At 41.5% G+C, this 16,277-nt stretch carries 15 protein-coding genes; 5 read left to right on the top strand and 10 right to left on the bottom strand.

Annotated elements, in window-relative coordinates:
• Window positions 1-1,680 (top strand): ribonuclease J1, encoded by a 1,680-nt coding sequence (gene rnjA / locus FJR77_RS00930; RefSeq protein ID WP_140832866.1) that lies wholly within the window; start codon window positions 1-3, stop codon window positions 1,678-1,680.
• 202 nt (window positions 1,681-1,882) lie between these two features.
• On the opposite strand, the gene mnmG is transcribed toward rnjA, so the two are convergent.
• The 8 genes from mnmG to FJR77_RS00970 form a co-directional block, all read right to left on the bottom strand.
• Window positions 1,883-3,796 (bottom strand): tRNA uridine-5-carboxymethylaminomethyl(34) synthesis enzyme MnmG, encoded by a 1,914-nt coding sequence (gene mnmG / locus FJR77_RS00935; protein WP_140832864.1) that lies wholly within the window; start codon window positions 3,794-3,796, stop codon window positions 1,883-1,885.
• On the bottom strand, window positions 3,786-4,202 hold the full coding sequence (locus tag FJR77_RS00940) for an NUDIX hydrolase (RefSeq protein ID WP_140832861.1): 417 nt from the start codon (window positions 4,200-4,202) through the stop codon (window positions 3,786-3,788). The genes mnmG and FJR77_RS00940 overlap by 11 nt, the downstream gene beginning before the upstream one ends.
• Before the next feature lie 8 nt (window positions 4,203-4,210).
• The gene (locus FJR77_RS00945) at window positions 4,211-4,666 is read right to left on the bottom strand and encodes an NUDIX hydrolase (RefSeq protein WP_181146568.1); all 456 of its coding nucleotides are present in this window, start codon (window positions 4,664-4,666) and stop codon (window positions 4,211-4,213) included.
• A 140-nt stretch (window positions 4,667-4,806) separates the two neighbouring features.
• Window positions 4,807-5,928 (bottom strand): tRNA 2-thiouridine(34) synthase MnmA, encoded by a 1,122-nt coding sequence (gene mnmA / locus FJR77_RS00950; RefSeq protein ID WP_049543159.1) that lies wholly within the window; start codon window positions 5,926-5,928, stop codon window positions 4,807-4,809.
• 156 nt (window positions 5,929-6,084) lie between these two features.
• A complete protein-coding gene (locus FJR77_RS00955) occupies window positions 6,085-6,300 on the bottom strand; it encodes a hypothetical protein (RefSeq protein ID WP_140832857.1) in 216 nt (71 codons plus the stop codon).
• 501 nt (window positions 6,301-6,801) lie between these two features.
• Window positions 6,802-7,431, bottom strand: coding sequence for an ABC transporter ATP-binding protein (locus FJR77_RS00960; protein ID WP_140832855.1), 630 nt, complete (start codon window positions 7,429-7,431; stop codon window positions 6,802-6,804).
• On the bottom strand, window positions 7,428-9,536 hold the full coding sequence (locus FJR77_RS00965) for a bacteriocin-associated integral membrane family protein (RefSeq protein WP_140832853.1): 2,109 nt from the start codon (window positions 9,534-9,536) through the stop codon (window positions 7,428-7,430). The genes FJR77_RS00960 and FJR77_RS00965 overlap by 4 nt, the downstream gene beginning before the upstream one ends.
• Before the next feature lie 54 nt (window positions 9,537-9,590).
• Entirely contained in the window at window positions 9,591-9,875 is a 285-nt protein-coding gene (locus FJR77_RS00970; RefSeq protein WP_125451172.1) for a lactococcin 972 family bacteriocin, read from the bottom strand.
• 382 nt (window positions 9,876-10,257) lie between these two features.
• On the opposite strand from FJR77_RS00970, the gene FJR77_RS00975 reads away from it, so the two are divergent.
• Window positions 10,258-11,115, top strand: a complete 858-nt coding sequence (locus FJR77_RS00975) for a helix-turn-helix domain-containing protein (RefSeq protein ID WP_140832851.1) — start codon at window positions 10,258-10,260, stop codon at window positions 11,113-11,115.
• Window positions 11,116-11,172: 57 nt separating this feature from the next.
• On the opposite strand, the gene apf is transcribed toward FJR77_RS00975, so the two are convergent.
• Window positions 11,173-11,793, bottom strand: coding sequence for an aggregation-promoting factor (gene apf / locus FJR77_RS00980; RefSeq protein WP_140832849.1), 621 nt, complete (start codon window positions 11,791-11,793; stop codon window positions 11,173-11,175).
• Between the two features lie 239 nt (window positions 11,794-12,032).
• Between apf and sdaAB the strand changes: the two genes are divergently transcribed.
• From sdaAB to FJR77_RS00995, 3 genes are read left to right on the top strand one after another with little or no spacing between them, the layout of a single operon-like run.
• Window positions 12,033-12,704 (top strand): L-serine ammonia-lyase, iron-sulfur-dependent subunit beta, encoded by a 672-nt coding sequence (sdaAB, locus tag FJR77_RS00985; RefSeq protein ID WP_000838912.1) that lies wholly within the window; start codon window positions 12,033-12,035, stop codon window positions 12,702-12,704.
• Window positions 12,705-12,712: 8 nt separating this feature from the next.
• Entirely contained in the window at window positions 12,713-13,585 is an 873-nt protein-coding gene (gene sdaAA / locus FJR77_RS00990; protein WP_140832846.1) for an L-serine ammonia-lyase, iron-sulfur-dependent, subunit alpha, read from the top strand.
• A gap of 21 nt (window positions 13,586-13,606) precedes the next feature.
• Window positions 13,607-14,239 carry an HAD family hydrolase gene (locus FJR77_RS00995; RefSeq protein ID WP_140832844.1) on the top strand — a complete coding sequence of 211 codons (633 nt, stop codon included), beginning with the start codon at window positions 13,607-13,609 and terminating at the stop codon, window positions 14,237-14,239.
• A gap of 170 nt (window positions 14,240-14,409) precedes the next feature.
• Here the strand turns inward: FJR77_RS00995 and FJR77_RS01000 are convergent, their stop codons facing one another.
• A complete protein-coding gene (locus FJR77_RS01000; protein WP_049531988.1) occupies window positions 14,410-16,260 on the bottom strand; it encodes a polysaccharide biosynthesis protein in 1,851 nt (616 codons plus the stop codon).
• Window positions 16,261-16,277: the final 17 nt, after the last annotated feature.

Here is a 16,277-nt window from a genome sequence, read left to right on the forward strand (position 1 = left end):
ATGACCTATACTCTTAAACCTGAAGAAGTCGGCGTTTTTGCCATCGGTGGTCTGGGAGAAATCGGGAAAAACACATACGGGATTGAATACCAAGATGAGATTATCATCGTCGATGCTGGGATTAAATTCCCAGAAGATGACTTGCTTGGTATCGACTATGTCATTCCTGACTACTCTTACATCGTGGACAATATCGACCGCGTCAAGGCTGTCTTAATCACACATGGACACGAGGACCACATTGGTGGGATTCCTTTCCTGCTCAAGCAAGCAAATGTCCCGATTTACGCTGGACCACTTGCCTTGGCTTTGATTCGTGGGAAACTCGAAGAACACGGCCTCTTGCGCAACGCCAAACTTTACGAAATCAACCACAATACTGAGTTGACCTTTAAAAACCTCAAGGCAACTTTCTTTAGAACGACTCACTCTATTCCAGAACCTTTAGGGATTGTCATCCATACTCCTCAAGGGAAAATCGTTTGTACGGGTGACTTCAAGTTCGACTTTACTCCAGTTGGAGAACCTGCGGACTTGCACCGTATGGCAGCCCTTGGTGAAGAAGGCGTGCTCTGTCTCCTGTCTGACTCGACAAATGCAGAAGTGCCAACCTTTACCAACTCTGAAAAAGTCGTTGGTCAGTCCATCATGAAGATTATCCAAGGCATTGAAGGACGTATCATCTTTGCATCCTTTGCCTCAAATATCTTCCGTCTCCAGCAAGCAACAGAAGCTGCTGTTAAGACTGGACGTAAGATTGCGGTATTTGGCCGTTCTATGGAAAAGGCCATTGTCAACGGAATCGAGCTTGGCTATATCAAAGCTCCTAAGGGAACCTTTATCGAGCCAAATGAAATCAAAGATTACCCTGCAGGAGAAGTTCTCATCCTCTGTACAGGTAGTCAGGGTGAACCTATGGCGGCCCTCTCTCGTATCGCCAACGGAACCCACCGTCAGGTACAACTCCAACCAGGCGATACGGTTATCTTCTCTTCTAGTCCAATCCCTGGAAACACTACTAGCGTCAACAAACTGATCAACATCATTTCTGAAGCTGGTGTCGAAGTTATCCACGGTAAGGTTAACAATATCCATACATCTGGACACGGTGGTCAGCAAGAGCAAAAACTCATGCTCCGCTTGATTAAGCCAAAATACTTCATGCCTGTCCACGGTGAATACCGCATGCAAAAAGTCCACGCTGGACTAGCAGTGGATACTGGTGTTGAGAAGGATAATATCTTTATCATGAGCAATGGAGATGTACTTGCCCTTACTACTGACTCAGCTCGTATCGCAGGTCATTTCAACGCCCAAGACATCTATGTCGATGGAAATCGTATCGGTGAAATTGGTGCTGCTGTCCTCAAAGATCGTCGTGATTTATCTGAAGATGGTGTCGTTCTGGCAGTCGCAACTGTTGACTTCAAATCGCAGATGATTCTGTCTGGACCAGACATCCTCAGCCGAGGCTTTGTCTACATGAGAGAGTCTGGCGACCTGATTCGCCAAAGCCAGCGTATCCTCTTCAATGCAATTCGTATCGCACTGAAAAATAAGGATGCTAGCGTGCAATCAGTCAATGGTGCCATTGTCAACGCTATTCGCCCCTTCCTCTATGAAAATACAGAACGTGAACCGATTATTATCCCGATGATCCTCACACCAGATGAAGAATAAGTCAACAAAACAGCCCCGATTTTTCGGAGCTGTTTTTCTCTATGCTTTCTTTTGAGATTGAAACTCAATAAAAATCGAAATCAGACTAGAAGGCTAGGCGAAAGCATAACTTGAGTTAGCTCCCATAGTTCGGGGAACTATGGGAGGCTGGCGATGAATCAAAGCCAAGCTTTGAACTCATTCGTAAGAAGCCGACAACGTATCATTTTGATTTTTGAAGAGTTTTTGAAATACTACGATTTTTACCTTCAAGATACACCATCAAAATAGAAATATCTGCTGGGTTTACTCCCGAAATACGGCTGGCTTGGCCGATAGTTTCTGGATTGATAAGTTTGAACTTCTGACGAGCTTCTGTCGCGATGGAATCAATATCATCCCAGTCAATATTAGCTGGAATGCGTTTTTCTTCCATGCGTTTCATCTTGGCAACCTGATCCATGGCTTTGGAAATATAGCCTTCGTACTTGATTTCTGTTTCAATCAATTCGATAATCTTGTCATCCAAGTCCTCTGCAGCTGGCCCGATGAAGGCCACCACATCTTGGTAAGAAACTTCTGGACGGCGAAGGAATTCCTTGGCGGTCACCGCATCTGTCAACGGCTTGAAGCCCATCTCCTCAACCTTGGCATTTGTTTCCTTGACTGGCTTGAGTTTGATGCTGTCTAGTCGCTTCATCTCATTGTCAAATTGATTTTTCTTAATTTCAAAACGAGCCCAACGTTCATCGTCCACAAGTCCAATCTCGCGTCCCATCTCTGTCAAACGCATATCGGCATTGTCATGGCGGAGAATGAGGCGGTATTCAGCACGACTGGTCAATAGACGGTAGGGTTCAATGGTTCCCTTGGTCACCAAATCGTCAATCATGACCCCGATATAACCGTCACTGCGCTTCAAAATCAATTCAGGCTTATCTTGAATTTTCAGAGCGGCATTGATACCAGCTATAATCCCTTGGCCAGCAGCTTCTTCATAACCTGAAGTTCCATTGGTCTGACCAGCAGTGAAAAGTCCGGAGATTTTCTTTGTTTCCAGAGTCGCACGCAACTGGTGAGGCAAGACCATATCATACTCAATGGCATAACCTGTTCGCATCATCTCTGCATTTTCCAAACCTTTGATAGAATGAACCAGCTCACGCTGGACATCCTCTGGCAGACTGGTTGAAAGTCCTTGAACATAGACTTCCTCTGTATTGCGCCCTTCTGGCTCAAGGAAGAGTTGGTGGCGTTCCTTGTCTGCAAAGCGCACAATCTTGTCCTCAATCGACGGACAATAACGAGGCCCCACTCCCTTGACCACACCTGTAAACATAGGCGCACGGTGGAGGTTGTTTTGGATAATCTCATGACTGGTTCCATTGGTATAGGTCAACCAGCATGGCACTTGGTCCTTGACATAATCCTCATCTCGTGAAGTGTATGAGAAATGATTAGGCGCTTCGTCTCCTGGCTGAATCTCGGTCACATCGTAATTGATAGAAGAAGCCTTGACACGTGGAGGCGTTCCTGTCTTGAAACGACCGATTTCGAGACCAAGTTCCTTGAGATTGTCAGCAAGGTTAATAGAAGCCAAGCTGTGGTTAGGACCTGACGAATACTTGAGGTCTCCGATGATAATTTCCCCACGGAGGGCAGTCCCTGTCGTCACGATAACAGCCTTAGCAGCATACTCTTGATGGGTCGCTGTACGAACACCGACAACTTTTCCGTCTTCCACCAAAATCTCATCAATCATGGTTTGACGAAGGGTCAAATTTTCTTGATTTTCAACTGTCTTGCGCATTTCCTTAGAGTAAAGCTCCTTGTCAGCCTGCGCACGAAGGGCACGGACAGCTGGGCCCTTCCCTGTGTTGAGCATCTTCATCTGAATGTAAGTCTTATCAATGGTTTTGGCCATCTCGCCACCGAGGGCATCAACTTCACGCACAACGATCCCCTTGGCAGAACCACCGATAGAGGGATTACAAGGCATGAAAGCAAGCATTTCAATGTTGATGGTCGCAAGCAAGACCTTACAACCCATACGGCTAGCAGCCAAGGAAGCCTCAACCCCAGCGTGTCCCGCACCGATTACAATAATATCGTATTCTTCAGTAAAATTATAAGTCATTTTTTAACCTTTCAAAAATTTCTCGCAAATAAGGAACTAACTTCTCCTCCTCTAGAGCTTGAGCCATAGTAACCCATTTAAAGTGCCTATGCTCTTCAGGATCTAATCTGATAATTGGCTTCTCCCCAACCCACTCTGCTTTATAAACCGTATCCTTAGAGGTATCCAGTTGACTATCTTCGTGAAGAAGTTTGAGCAAACTGCTATCTAGCCTAACTCCCGCTTCTTCAATGCATTCTCTAAGAGCACCATCTCGCGGAAGTTCACCCTTTTCAACCCCGCCACCAGGAATATCCCAGTAAGTTGGATAAACATTGGGTTGTCCTCTTTTAATTTCCGAACGCTGAATGAGCAAATAATCATCACCATTATGAACAAGTACATGGGCAATAAGCTTAACCATCATTTTCTCTCCTATTCCTCAAGATGAATGTGTCTTAGTTTCCCGTCCCAATCTGGTAGGGCTGTTTTCAAAAAGGCTGGAACTAGCTGGAGATCCTCAAGTTTATCCAAATCAATCCATTCACAGGGCTGCCTTTTCTCATCTTCCTGCATGGTCAATGGGGCATCTTCAAGCAAGTCCGCCAAATAATGAAACTCGATATTGTGATAGGAAACACCGTCCTGTTCAAAACGATTTTCAACCACAAAAGCTAGCTGCCCAGCTTGAGCTTTGACACCCAGTTCTTCCTTCACTTCACGGACTACCGCGTCCTCCGTGCTTTCATTTACTTGAATCGCACCGCCAATAGTGTAATACTTGCCCTTATCTTTGGTAACTAGGAGCTTGCGATTTTGAAGAATCAAAGCTGTCGCCCGAACTCCAAAAACCGTATTGTCTACTTTTGTCCGAAAGTCTTGCTGAGTCATTCTTATCCTTTCCCTTAAACGATACAAAAACAGTCAAAACTCCAAAGAAGTGCAGGACAAAAAAGCCTGCAACATCCATGAGCTTTGACCATCATTTCTATTGCTGTTATTATTGTAGCAGATTGAGAAAATTTGTCAATCTAAATGTACTGACAAACTTGTCCATCGCGGTAAGCATTGTCAATCAAGCCACCACCTAGACACTCCTCGCCATCGTAAAAGACAACTGCCTGTCCTGGTGTAATCGCACGTTGTGGCTCTGCAAAGATGACCTCTGCCTTGTCTCCTTTAACATGTACTGTCACCTTAGAATCAGGCTGACGGTAGCGGAATTTAGCCGTACATTCGAGCGTAAACTCCTCTGGCATATCACGAGTAAAGTGGACTTGGCTAGCCTCTAGGCTGGTTGACATGAGCGAATCATGGTAGAAACCTTGGCCTACATAGAGGATATTCTTGCTTAGGTCTTTTCCGACAACGAACCAAGGGGCATTGTCACCGCCGTGTTGCCCACCGATACCGAGTCCGCCACGCTGACCGATCGTATAATACATCAGACCTGCATGCTCGCCCATATCGCGACCATCTACAGTCATCATGCGACCAGGCTGAGCTGGTAAGTAGTTGCTGAGGAAATTTTTAAAGTTCTTTTCTCCGATAAAGCAAATCCCTGTCGAGTCTTTCTTCTTAGCAGTCGCAAGGCCTGCTTCTTCTGCTAGTTTTCGAACTTCAGGCTTTTCCAAATGTCCCAGTGGAAACATGGTTTTTTGAAGTTGTTCTTGCGAAAGTTGACTGAGGAAATAAGTCTGATCCTTGCCATTGTCCACGCCACGAAGCATGTGAACAGTGCCATCCTCATCACGCGCTACTCGAGCATAATGCCCAGTTGCTACATAGTCTGCACCCAAGGTCATGGCATAGTCCAAAAAGGCCTTGAACTTGATTTCCTTGTTGCACATAACATCTGGATTTGGCGTGCGCCCTGCACGGTATTCCGCTAGGAAATACTCGAAAACGCGGTCCCAGTACTCTTTTTCAAAATTGACAGAGTAGTAAGGAATGCCAATCTGGTCTGCTACCGCAGCCACATCCTTGTAATCTTCGGTCGCCGTACAGACGCCGTTTTCATCTGTGTCATCCCAGTTCTTCATGAAGATACCGATCACATCGTAGCCCTGCTCTTTGAGCAAGAGAGCCGTCACCGACGAATCAACACCACCACTCATCCCCACAACAACACGTGTTTTAGAGTTATCACTCATGGTAAGTCTCCCATCTATTCGTTTATTCACGATTGAAGGTCGTGTGTGCTTCACGATTGAAGGTCGCTTGAGCAGTTTTCATTATAACATGCTTGGTTAGAGAAGACAAGAAAGAGGCTGATAATCTACCAACCTCTGGTTTTATTGATAAAAACTTTAGTCATCATCGTCTCTATAAAAATATTTTCTATACACTCTTGATAATACCAAAATTAATGCCAATATCATACCAAGAGCTATAATAATAGAATTTATTAGATTTATTTTAGTATGTCCAATCACTAGTCCAATAATTGGGCTAGTAGACATGCCTAGATATAATAAAAGTGACAAAAGATGAATTTCACCAATTCCTGCAAAAAAATGTTTCATGTAATGCTTCTCCATTTGCTCCATTAAATCTATTTTATTTTAGAGTAGCATAAAATAAGCAATCCTTCAATAAAATCCATTGACGAAATACTATTCTAAAGCATTGATAACTCAGATTTCTCAGAATAGAGCTGCCCAAACTATCGAACAGCTCAAGAACATATATATCTATGCGATTCTAAACTTAGAATTGCTATAGAATAAATGTTTTATGGGTATTCTAGGTCTTTGACTGCTTAAAATTTTACGTTCTGAAGGATTCTAAAGCTAGAATAGCATAAAAATCATGAAAACTGAACTATTCGAAGCTTCATAGTCATACGATTTCCATAGGAAGTATCTTTTTAGTACGTGTGGTTAGGAGGTAATTTTAGGGAATCTCCCAAAAACAACCAATTTCCTATTTTTATCAATCAAAAAATGTTGATAAATGAGTGTTTTAAAATTAAATTTTAAAGGTATCCTTAAATCTAAAGATTTTTGATAAGATTTCTGTATTTTTCACAATTCAATGATTCGATGACATTGTTGGGCTACATAAGCATCGTGGGTCACGATAATGACTGTTTTCCCCTCGCGATTCATCTCTAAGAGAAACTTCAAGACCAAATCTCTATTTTCAGGATCCAGAGAACCTGTTGGTTCATCGGCTAAAATCAACTGGCTGGGTTTTAAGATGGCTCTAGCAACTGCAATTCGTTGTTGTTCGCCACCAGACAACTCGGAAACCTTTTGATGCAAAGTAGCTGGCAAACCTACTCTCTCTAAAATCTCTTCCACCTTTTTGAGCTTGTCTTTCTTAGAAAATTTCACATATTTCAGCGCCAGCATGAGATTGTACTCGACCGTTTCATCATCAATCAGGGCAAAATTTTGAAACAGATAAGAGATATGTTCACGGATTATTGTTTGCGACTTAGCAGAATTAACCGCTAGATTTGTCTGACCAAAAATCTCATACTGTCCGCTATAATCACCATCTATCAAACCTAATAAATTTAACAAGGTCGACTTGCCACTGCCACTTTTTCCAACGATGGCAACCAAATCCCCCTGATCAATCCTGAGAGATAAGTGATCCAAAATCACTTTTCCTCCAATGGTTTTGGTAATATTTTTCAACTCAATCATAAGATGCCCCCTTTCAATAACTCTGCTAGACTTCTTTTCTCCATCCTAGAAGCCAATACTAGCACAAATAGTATATCCAGACATGTAAAGCCTGCAAACAGCAGGAGTGGCAAGAGCGCATGGGCAAAGAAAATCAATACTAGAAGAGGGAGACTATAGCCCAACAAGAGCAGAACTAAGAGAGGGCGGTAGCGATCGACCAGTTTCCACCCCATAAACTTCTTGGTAACGATATCTGTTCGCTTCAATAAGAAAGTTGTTACTAATAAGAAGTAGGAAATCATCATGCTAAGGAGACCAAACAAAGCAAAGAGTATATTAAAATTTCGAACTGCATCTCGATAAGAATCTACTTTCTCTTGTTGAATGGCTTGAATCGATGAAAATTTTAAATAATTCCCATCTAATAATTTCTCAACTAACTCCGTAATCACTTTTTGATTTTGTTCTGTATTTTCAACTTTCATCGGATTGTTTAAACCTGTCGTTGACAAGCGAGTCTTTTCTTCCCACATCATGTCTTGATCATTTACAAGACTAATGATTGGATTGTGGAGGTTTTCCTTTCGCTCATTATTATAAGGGAAGAAAGACCAATCTCCTTCATAGTAGGCAATTTCTACATCCATATCTTCTATCCTTTGCTTTTGCTGTTCTTCATACCTCATAGAAAGATAGGCGATGGATTTCCCCAAGAACTGATTCTTGCCTTCTTGTCCTCTATCACTGGCTGGCATCAAAATAACTTTTTTAGTGCTGGTATCTGGTAACTTGAATCCCTTACTCTTTAGAAAATTGCTATTAGCATAGTAAACATCTACCTTATCAGGCAGTTGGTACTGCTGCACTTGTTCTGCTTTGATGACTGGTTTGATAGGAAGACTCGCACTTCGAACATAATTTACTTGTATTTTTGCTAGTAAATCTTGATAAAATTGGTAGAAATAATCTATAGATTTCCCTGACCCTGCTAGCTCTTCTTGCCACAGGTTATCATTGAGTTGGAAGGTTTCTAAGGTCAAGTAATTCCCTTGGCTTACCCACTGTTGCTGATAAGCAAGTTCTTTGTTTTCTTGTTCTAGACTTCTGCCCACCCCAATCAGTAAGGCCGTCAGTAAAATAGTTGTCCCTATTTTCATCACATAATTGAAGATAAGACCAAGTTTGACAGATGAAAAACCTTTCAACATGGAACTGACTGTCATTTTCTGAATCATCAGGTAGGTCAGCCAACTGATGAACAAATACAACTGTAAAAGCAGAAATTGGGATAAGAGTAAACTCGGGAACAAAAGTTTTGGTCTGTAATCCAGCACTAAAAATAATCCCAAGTCAATGACAAGACTTCCACCCAAGAGAAGATAAAAATTAGTCTTTACAAAACCAGCTAAAATCGCTCTGCTTTGAAAACCAAGTAACTTTTGAACTCCCACTCGTTTCATCTCCATCATCGGCTGATAAACTGTTACTAACACAAGAAGTAAAATAGCCAAGACAAAAACAATGGCAGATAAAAGCAAATCTCGATTTATGACTTCCACTGCACTTTTATAGGTAGGCTCTAGCAAGGCAGCCTGGTCTATCTTGAAAAAATCGCTCCATTTCTGTACAATCCTATCCTTATCCATCTCTTGTGTAGAAGTTATCGTATAGCGACCATTTAAACTACGAGATGTATCCTTGATATAGGTTTGAAAAGTCATAAGCTGAATAGGCTTGGCTTTTAGAAAGGTCGGAATCGTACCAAGTTTATTAGAAATTTCTTTATTACTGTAGACTCCTTCACCATCTGTGGTAAAATCAAGAGAAGAAATCCCAAACTCTTGGTAGGGGAAGGTATCTTTATCAAAAACACCAGACTTGATTACCTCATCACCACTGTCTGTTTTGATGATAGAGACCTTGTACTCCTTTGATACATCCTCAAAAAATCGAAGAACAGACGCTGCAGGTTTGTTAATATCTTTCAAATACAAATCCAAAGAATCTACAGTCTTTCCCATTTCCCGAATCCGAACCGCTTCACGTGTGTAGTTTACATTAAAAACAAAAAAAGTGGTACACAGCAACAGCAGAAACATACAAAGATGACTGATTTTTTTCATAAAAGTACCTCCACTAAAGTTCTCCCTCTCCTAATAGGAGAGGGAAAATTTCATTTAAAATCCATAGAAATATTCTAATCCTGTTGGCGGAATTTTATTAAGGGAAGCTTGAGCCCAAACCTCGGGATCTTCACGATCCTTAGAGATTCTACCTCCATGCTTGACAGTTGCTGTATGAGATCGAGTAGAATGTAAATAATCAGAATATCCAAAAGTTCCTGTCCAACCTACTCCATAGTTCCATTGACCACCATCAACCCATACTGCTAAAGCATTTGTAGTAGCAAGTATACCACATACCATTAAAGATGCAACACCAATTTTAACTAATTTTCTCATGATTTATTTCTCCTATTATCGAGAGCTGTTCCGTAAAAACAGCTATAGTAATTTATCAACAAGTATCGTAGTCCATTGGACTCACCTTCCTTTCATTTTTACAACTAGCACATTATATCGGCCATTGCCATGGGAAAACCGTAGCAATGCTGAATAAGAAAGCAAGAATAACTAAAAAGCGAAAAACTTTTTTATTCATACTCTTTCCCTCCTATCTGTATTTTGTATCTATAGTATACCTCTTCTTTACTCTATTTTAAAATTAGTTAACTTTTTTCACACATTATTTTAGTTTTCTTTTTTACTTTTTACATTGCTATGATACAATATTTTTAACAAAATTTTATTGTTTGTTAACTTTTTTCACGAAAAGGAGAAAATCATGCGTTATGATTTCGGAAAGGTCTATAAAGAAATACGTGAGTCAAAGGGGCTGACCCAAGAAGAGGTCTGTGGGGGTGTTCTCTCAAGAACCAGCCTATCAAAGATTGAAAGTGGCAAGACAACCCCAAAATATGAAAATATGGAATTTCTTCTCCGTCAAATCAATATGAGTTTTGAAGAGTTTGAATATATCTGTCAACTTTATCAACCAAGTCAACGCACAGAGATTATGCAAACCTATCTCAATATGCGTTCCATTATCGGGACCAGCGATCTTGTCAATTTATTTCAAAAATGCCAAAACTATCTCAAGACCCACCACGATCTCCCTATAGAAGAAATCAGAGACATGCTTGAAGTTGTTATTTATATCCGTCAACACGGGGCAGGGGAACTATCAGATCACGCAGAACAGGTTGTCAAAAAACTTTGGAGAAAGATTGAAAAACAAGATACATGGTATGAAAGTGACCTAAAAATCCTCAATACCATCCTTTTCAGCTTGCCCATTGAACACCTCCATCTCATCACTGGAAAAATCTTGCAACGCTTAGAAGTCTATAAAAACTATCAACATTTATATGACTTGCGAATGACAATTCTATTAAACCTTTCCACACTCTATCTATACAATCAAGATAAAAACATATGCCAACAAATCTGCGATACTTTACTAGAGGATGCCAAGAAAAAGAAAAAATATGATAGCTTGGCTGTCGCCTATGTCCGTATCGGAATTTGTAGGGATGATGCTAAATTGATTCAAAAAGGTTTCTCACTTCTGGAGCTGGTCGATGAAACTTCTATGCTGTCTCATCTCAAACAAGAAGTGGAGACCTATTATCAAGCGAAGTAAAGATAAAAAAGTCGAGGGAGTTCCTCGACCTTTTCATATTATTCTGTTCGTTATTTCTTAATACCAGCCGTTGTTAAGCCAGAAGTTTTTAGCGGCTGTCCATGAACCGTAACGTCCTGCAACGTAGGCATCTGCTACACGTTCTTGGTTTTCAGCTGAGTAGTCACCGTTCAAGTATGAATCTGTCAATTGGTAACGTCCGATGTAGCGTCCGTTTGTAGCTGTGTAGCTACCGCCTGATTCTTTTTGAGCGATCCATTCTTTAGCTTCTGCTTCAGATCCGCTTACAGTTGAAGCAACCGTTTCTTCTGCTACTGCTTCGCTTGCTACTGGAACTTCTTCCACTACTTCTGTAGTTTCTACTACTGGAGCTGAAACAGTTTCATCTTGAGCAGCTGGTGCTGCATAAGTCGTTGAGGCTGGTGCTACTGGCGCTACAGGACCATCGATAACCAACTCTTGACCAACATAAATCAAATGAATGTTGTCAATGTGGTTGTTTTCTGCCAATTTCTCAACAGTTGTATTGTGAGTTTCAGCGATTTCTGAAAGTGTATCACCTTCTTTAACTGTGTAAGTTGATGATTCTTGAGCAGATACAAATGATGGAGCAAATACTGCAAACAAGGCAGCTACTCCTGCAAGAGTTGTTTTAATCTTTTTAGTTGTTGATTTCATATTTGAAAATTCTCCTTCTTTCTATACTTCTATCATACCCTTTAAATATTACCGTTTCTTGACACTTTTATGTAGAAATATTACAAAATTATTTTTTATTTCCCTAAATAAGCTATTTTTTGTTACAAAAGATGCTTTTTTATGCTATTTGTAGTGTAAAAAGGTTTTCATCCACAATTAAAGCCAAGACCTTTATTCTTTGATATAATAGAGATAAGAATTTTTATAAGGGGAAACTGATGAAATCACTTCGTTTTCAATCTGTCTTTGATATCATCGGACCAGTTATGATTGGCCCATCTAGTAGTCATACCGCTGGGGCTGTTCGTATTGGGAAGATTGTCTCTTCCATTTTTGATGATACTCCGACAGAAGTCGAATTCCAACTTTTTAACTCATTTGCCAAGACCTATCGTGGTCACGGGACAGACCTAGCCCTTGTTGCTGGTATTTTAGGCATGGATACAGATGATCCTGAAATCCCAAACAGTCTGGAGATTGCCCACAAGCGTGGTATCAAGATTGTCTGGACCATTCAGAAAGACAGCAATGCTCCTCATCCAAACACCACTAAAATTACCGTTAAAAATGCCCACAAGACTATCAGTGTGACTGGTATTTCTATCGGGGGAGGGAATATTCAGGTCACCGAACTCAATGGTTTTGCCGTCTCTCTCAATATGAATACACCGACTATCATCATCGTTCATCAAGATATTCCAGGTATGATTGCCCTCGTAACAGAGGCACTTTCCCGCTATGGTATTAATATCGCCCAGATGAATGTTACTCGTGAAAAAGCTGGTGAAAAAGCCATTATGATCATCGAAGTCGACAGTCGCAACTGTGATGAGGCCATCGAAGAAATTCGAAAAATCCCTCATCTCCACAATGTCAATTTCTTTAAATAGGAGGAAGCATGTTTTATTCTATCAAAGAATTGGTCGAGCAAGCAAATCTGGACTTTCAAGGAAATGTCGCAGAACTCATGATTACAACAGAGTTTGAATTGACAGGTCGCGAACGTGAAGAAGTCTTCCTTCTCATGGAACGCAATCTGGAAGTCATGAAAGCCTCTGTCCAACTTGGACTCAATGAAAATAAATCTCGTAGTGGCCTGACAGGTGGAGATGCTGCCAAACTGGATCACTACATCAAAAACGGAAAAACTTTATCAGATTACACGATTCTCTCTGCTGCCCGAAATGCTATCGCAGTCAATGAACACAATGCTAAAATGGGCTTGGTCTGTGCCACTCCGACCGCAGGAAGTGCTGGCTGTCTCCCTTCCGTTCTCACTGCTGCTATTGAAAAATTAGACCTTAGCCACGAGCAACAGCTAGATTTCCTCTTTGCTGCTGGTGCCTTTGGACTAGTCATCGCAAATAATGCCTCTATCTCAGGTGCTGAGGGCGGTTGCCAAGCCGAAGTCGGTTCGGCCTCTGCTATGAGTGCTGCAGCCTTGACTCTGGCTGCAGGTGGGACACCCTACCAAGCCAGTCAAGCTATTGCCTTTGTCATTAAAAATATGCTAGGCCTCATCTGTGACCCTGTTGCAGGTTTGGTTGAAGTTCCCTGTGTCAAACGTAATGCCATGGGAGCTAGCTTTGCCTTCATCGCAGCAGACATGGCCCTGGCAGGTATCGAATCTAAAATCCCTGTGGATGAAGTTATCGATGCCATGTACCAAGTAGGAGCAAGCATGCCGACTGCCTTTCGTGAAACAGCTGAAGGTGGACTCGCTGCCACCCCTACTGGTCGTCGCCTCCAAAAAGAAATTTTCGGAGAATAAGCTTATCAAATAGGAGAAACCATGACCTCTATCACAGCTATCTTTTTCGATCTAGATGGAACCCTCGTTGACAGTTCTATCGGGATTCACAATGCCTTTACCCATACCTTTAAAGAGCTAGGAGTGCCTAGTCCTGATACCAAAACGATTCGTGGTTTTATGGGACCGCCCCTCGAAAGTAGTTTTGCGACCTGCCTACCCAAAGAACAAATCACTGAGGCTGTGCAGATATACCGTTCTTACTATAGGGCAAAAGGCATCCATGAAGCTCAACTCTTTCCTAATATTGTAGACTTGCTTGAGAAGTTATCGAGCAGTTATCCACTCTACATCACCACGACAAAAAATACTCCAACCGCTCAAGACATGGCTAAAAATTTGGGAATCTATCATTTCTTTGATGGCATTTATGGTTCCAGCCCTGAAGCTCCCCATAAGGCCGATGTCATTCGCCAAGCCTTGCAGACACATCAACTAAGCCCTGAACAAGTCATCATCATCGGAGATACCAAGTTTGATATGCAGGGAGCTCAAGAAACAGGCATTCAGAAATTGGCCGTCACTTGGGGATTTGGAGAGCAAGCAGATCTACTAAACTATCAACCTGATTATATCACCCACAAACCCTTAGAAATTTTGGAGTATTTTCAATAACATAGACTGAGCGACAACCCCATTTCAGAAGATAATGAAGTAAATCTCTACATAACAAAACGCATATTACCAAGGTTCAAGATGTACTGCACCCCAAAAAGTTAGATTTTTTCTGTCTAACTTTTGGGGTGCAGTTCAATTCAAGGACTGATAATATGCGTTTTTCTTTTTTATTCAACGTGGGTTGTTTGATTTGCAAAGGCGATAATAGCTTGTTTCAACTCATCTCCTCTGAGAGTTCGGAACTCTTCAATCTTTTGATCGATGGCTTCTAGAGGCATGACATTAACCTTACCAACGAAAATCTTATCCATAACTTGGTTATCAACAAGTTCGGTTGATACCAAGAGTTCTTCGTAGAGTTTTTCACCTGGACGGATTCCAACTTCAACGATTGGAATTTCGCTCTCAGTGTGCCCACTTAGAAGGACCATTTTCTTGGCTAAGTCATAAATTTTGACTGGTTTGCCCATATCAAGGATAAAGACTTCTCCATCTTTGGCATAAGCACCAGCATGGATAACCAAACGGCTAGCTTCTGGAATAGTCATAAAGTAACGGGTCATGCGGAAGTCTGTCACCGTTACAGGCCCACCTTCAGCAATCTGACGTTCAAAGACTGGTATGACACTACCACGGCTACCAAGAACATTTCCAAAACGAACTGCACAGTAGGTCGATTGGCTACGTTGGTTAAAGCCAGTGACAATCAATTCCGCCACGCGCTTGGTTGCTCCCATAACATTTGGTGGATTAACCGCCTTATCTGTCGAAATCATAACCATCTTAGGTACTTTAGCTTCATCAACAGCCTTAGCAACATTGTAAGTTCCACGGATATTGTTTTTGAAGGCTTCTTTTGGATTGCGCTCCATCATAGGAACATGCTTGTGAGCAGCCGCATGATAAACAATAGCTGGCTTGTACTGCTCAAAGACTTGCAACAAACGATCATAGTCTTGAATATCTGCGATAACTGGCACATAATCAATCCCTTGGAACTTACGAATCAGCTCATGATAAACAAGGTAGATTGAGTTTTCCCCATGACCGAGCAAGACGATGCGTTCAGGATTGAAGCGACTAACTTGGCGACAGATTTCAGAACCGATTGAACCACCAGCCCCTGTGACTAATATGGTCTTACCTGTCAGTTCTGCGCCCAGACGCGATTCGTCAAGACGAATTTCCTGACGGCCCAAAAGGTCTATGATATCAATTTTTTGGAACCCAGTACCTGCTTGGTGAAGTCCTTGAACAACAGTTTCAACATTAGGCATCTTGTAACATTTGACATCCAGCTTATTACACATCTGCAAGATACGCTCATATTCTGACGGATCAAGTGACGGAATCGCAACGATAACACGCTCGATTTGATGGCGTTTAGCCAATTCAGGCAGATTGTCATAAGAGCCCAAAACAGGGATTCCACCAAGTTTTTGGCCCTTTTTCTTAGCATCCTTATCCAAAATACCGACAAGTTCCAAATCACTGGTTGGATGTTGGTAGCTATCCATAAAGAGGGCCCCACCATCACCAGCACCAATCAAGAAGGTCCGACGGTGTTCTCCATCACCACTACCTTTTTTGCGTCTGGAGTAGATTAACTGCCAAGTAATCCGTGGCAATAAAATCAAGAAGGTACTCAACAAGATAAAGAGAATGATGAAACGGATGGAGAAGAGTGGCAAGAAGGCATAGCAGATACTATATGACAAGACACTGCTCGCAGTCACACCAAAAAAGATTTTCATGAAATCCGTAATCTTGCTGTAACGACTAATACTAGCGTTCAAGCCCCAAAATGCAATCATAAATTGATAAAACAAGAAGGCCAAACTCGTATAGATAATGTAGTCAACAGGTGCTGGATTAATCAAGCCGTAAAATAAGATATAAGATACAATGATGGAAACCACCATACTCAAAATATCAAATACTCCCCAGAAAACCTGTTTTTGTTGTTTATTTAAAATTTCCACCAGATCAATCACATAATCTGTGAGTTTTTTATTCATAGAAATTTACTCCTCCT

Origin of the sequence: Streptococcus shenyangsis (assembly GCF_006385785.1) — a bacterium.
GTDB lineage: Bacteria > Bacillota > Bacilli > Lactobacillales > Streptococcaceae > Streptococcus > Streptococcus shenyangsis.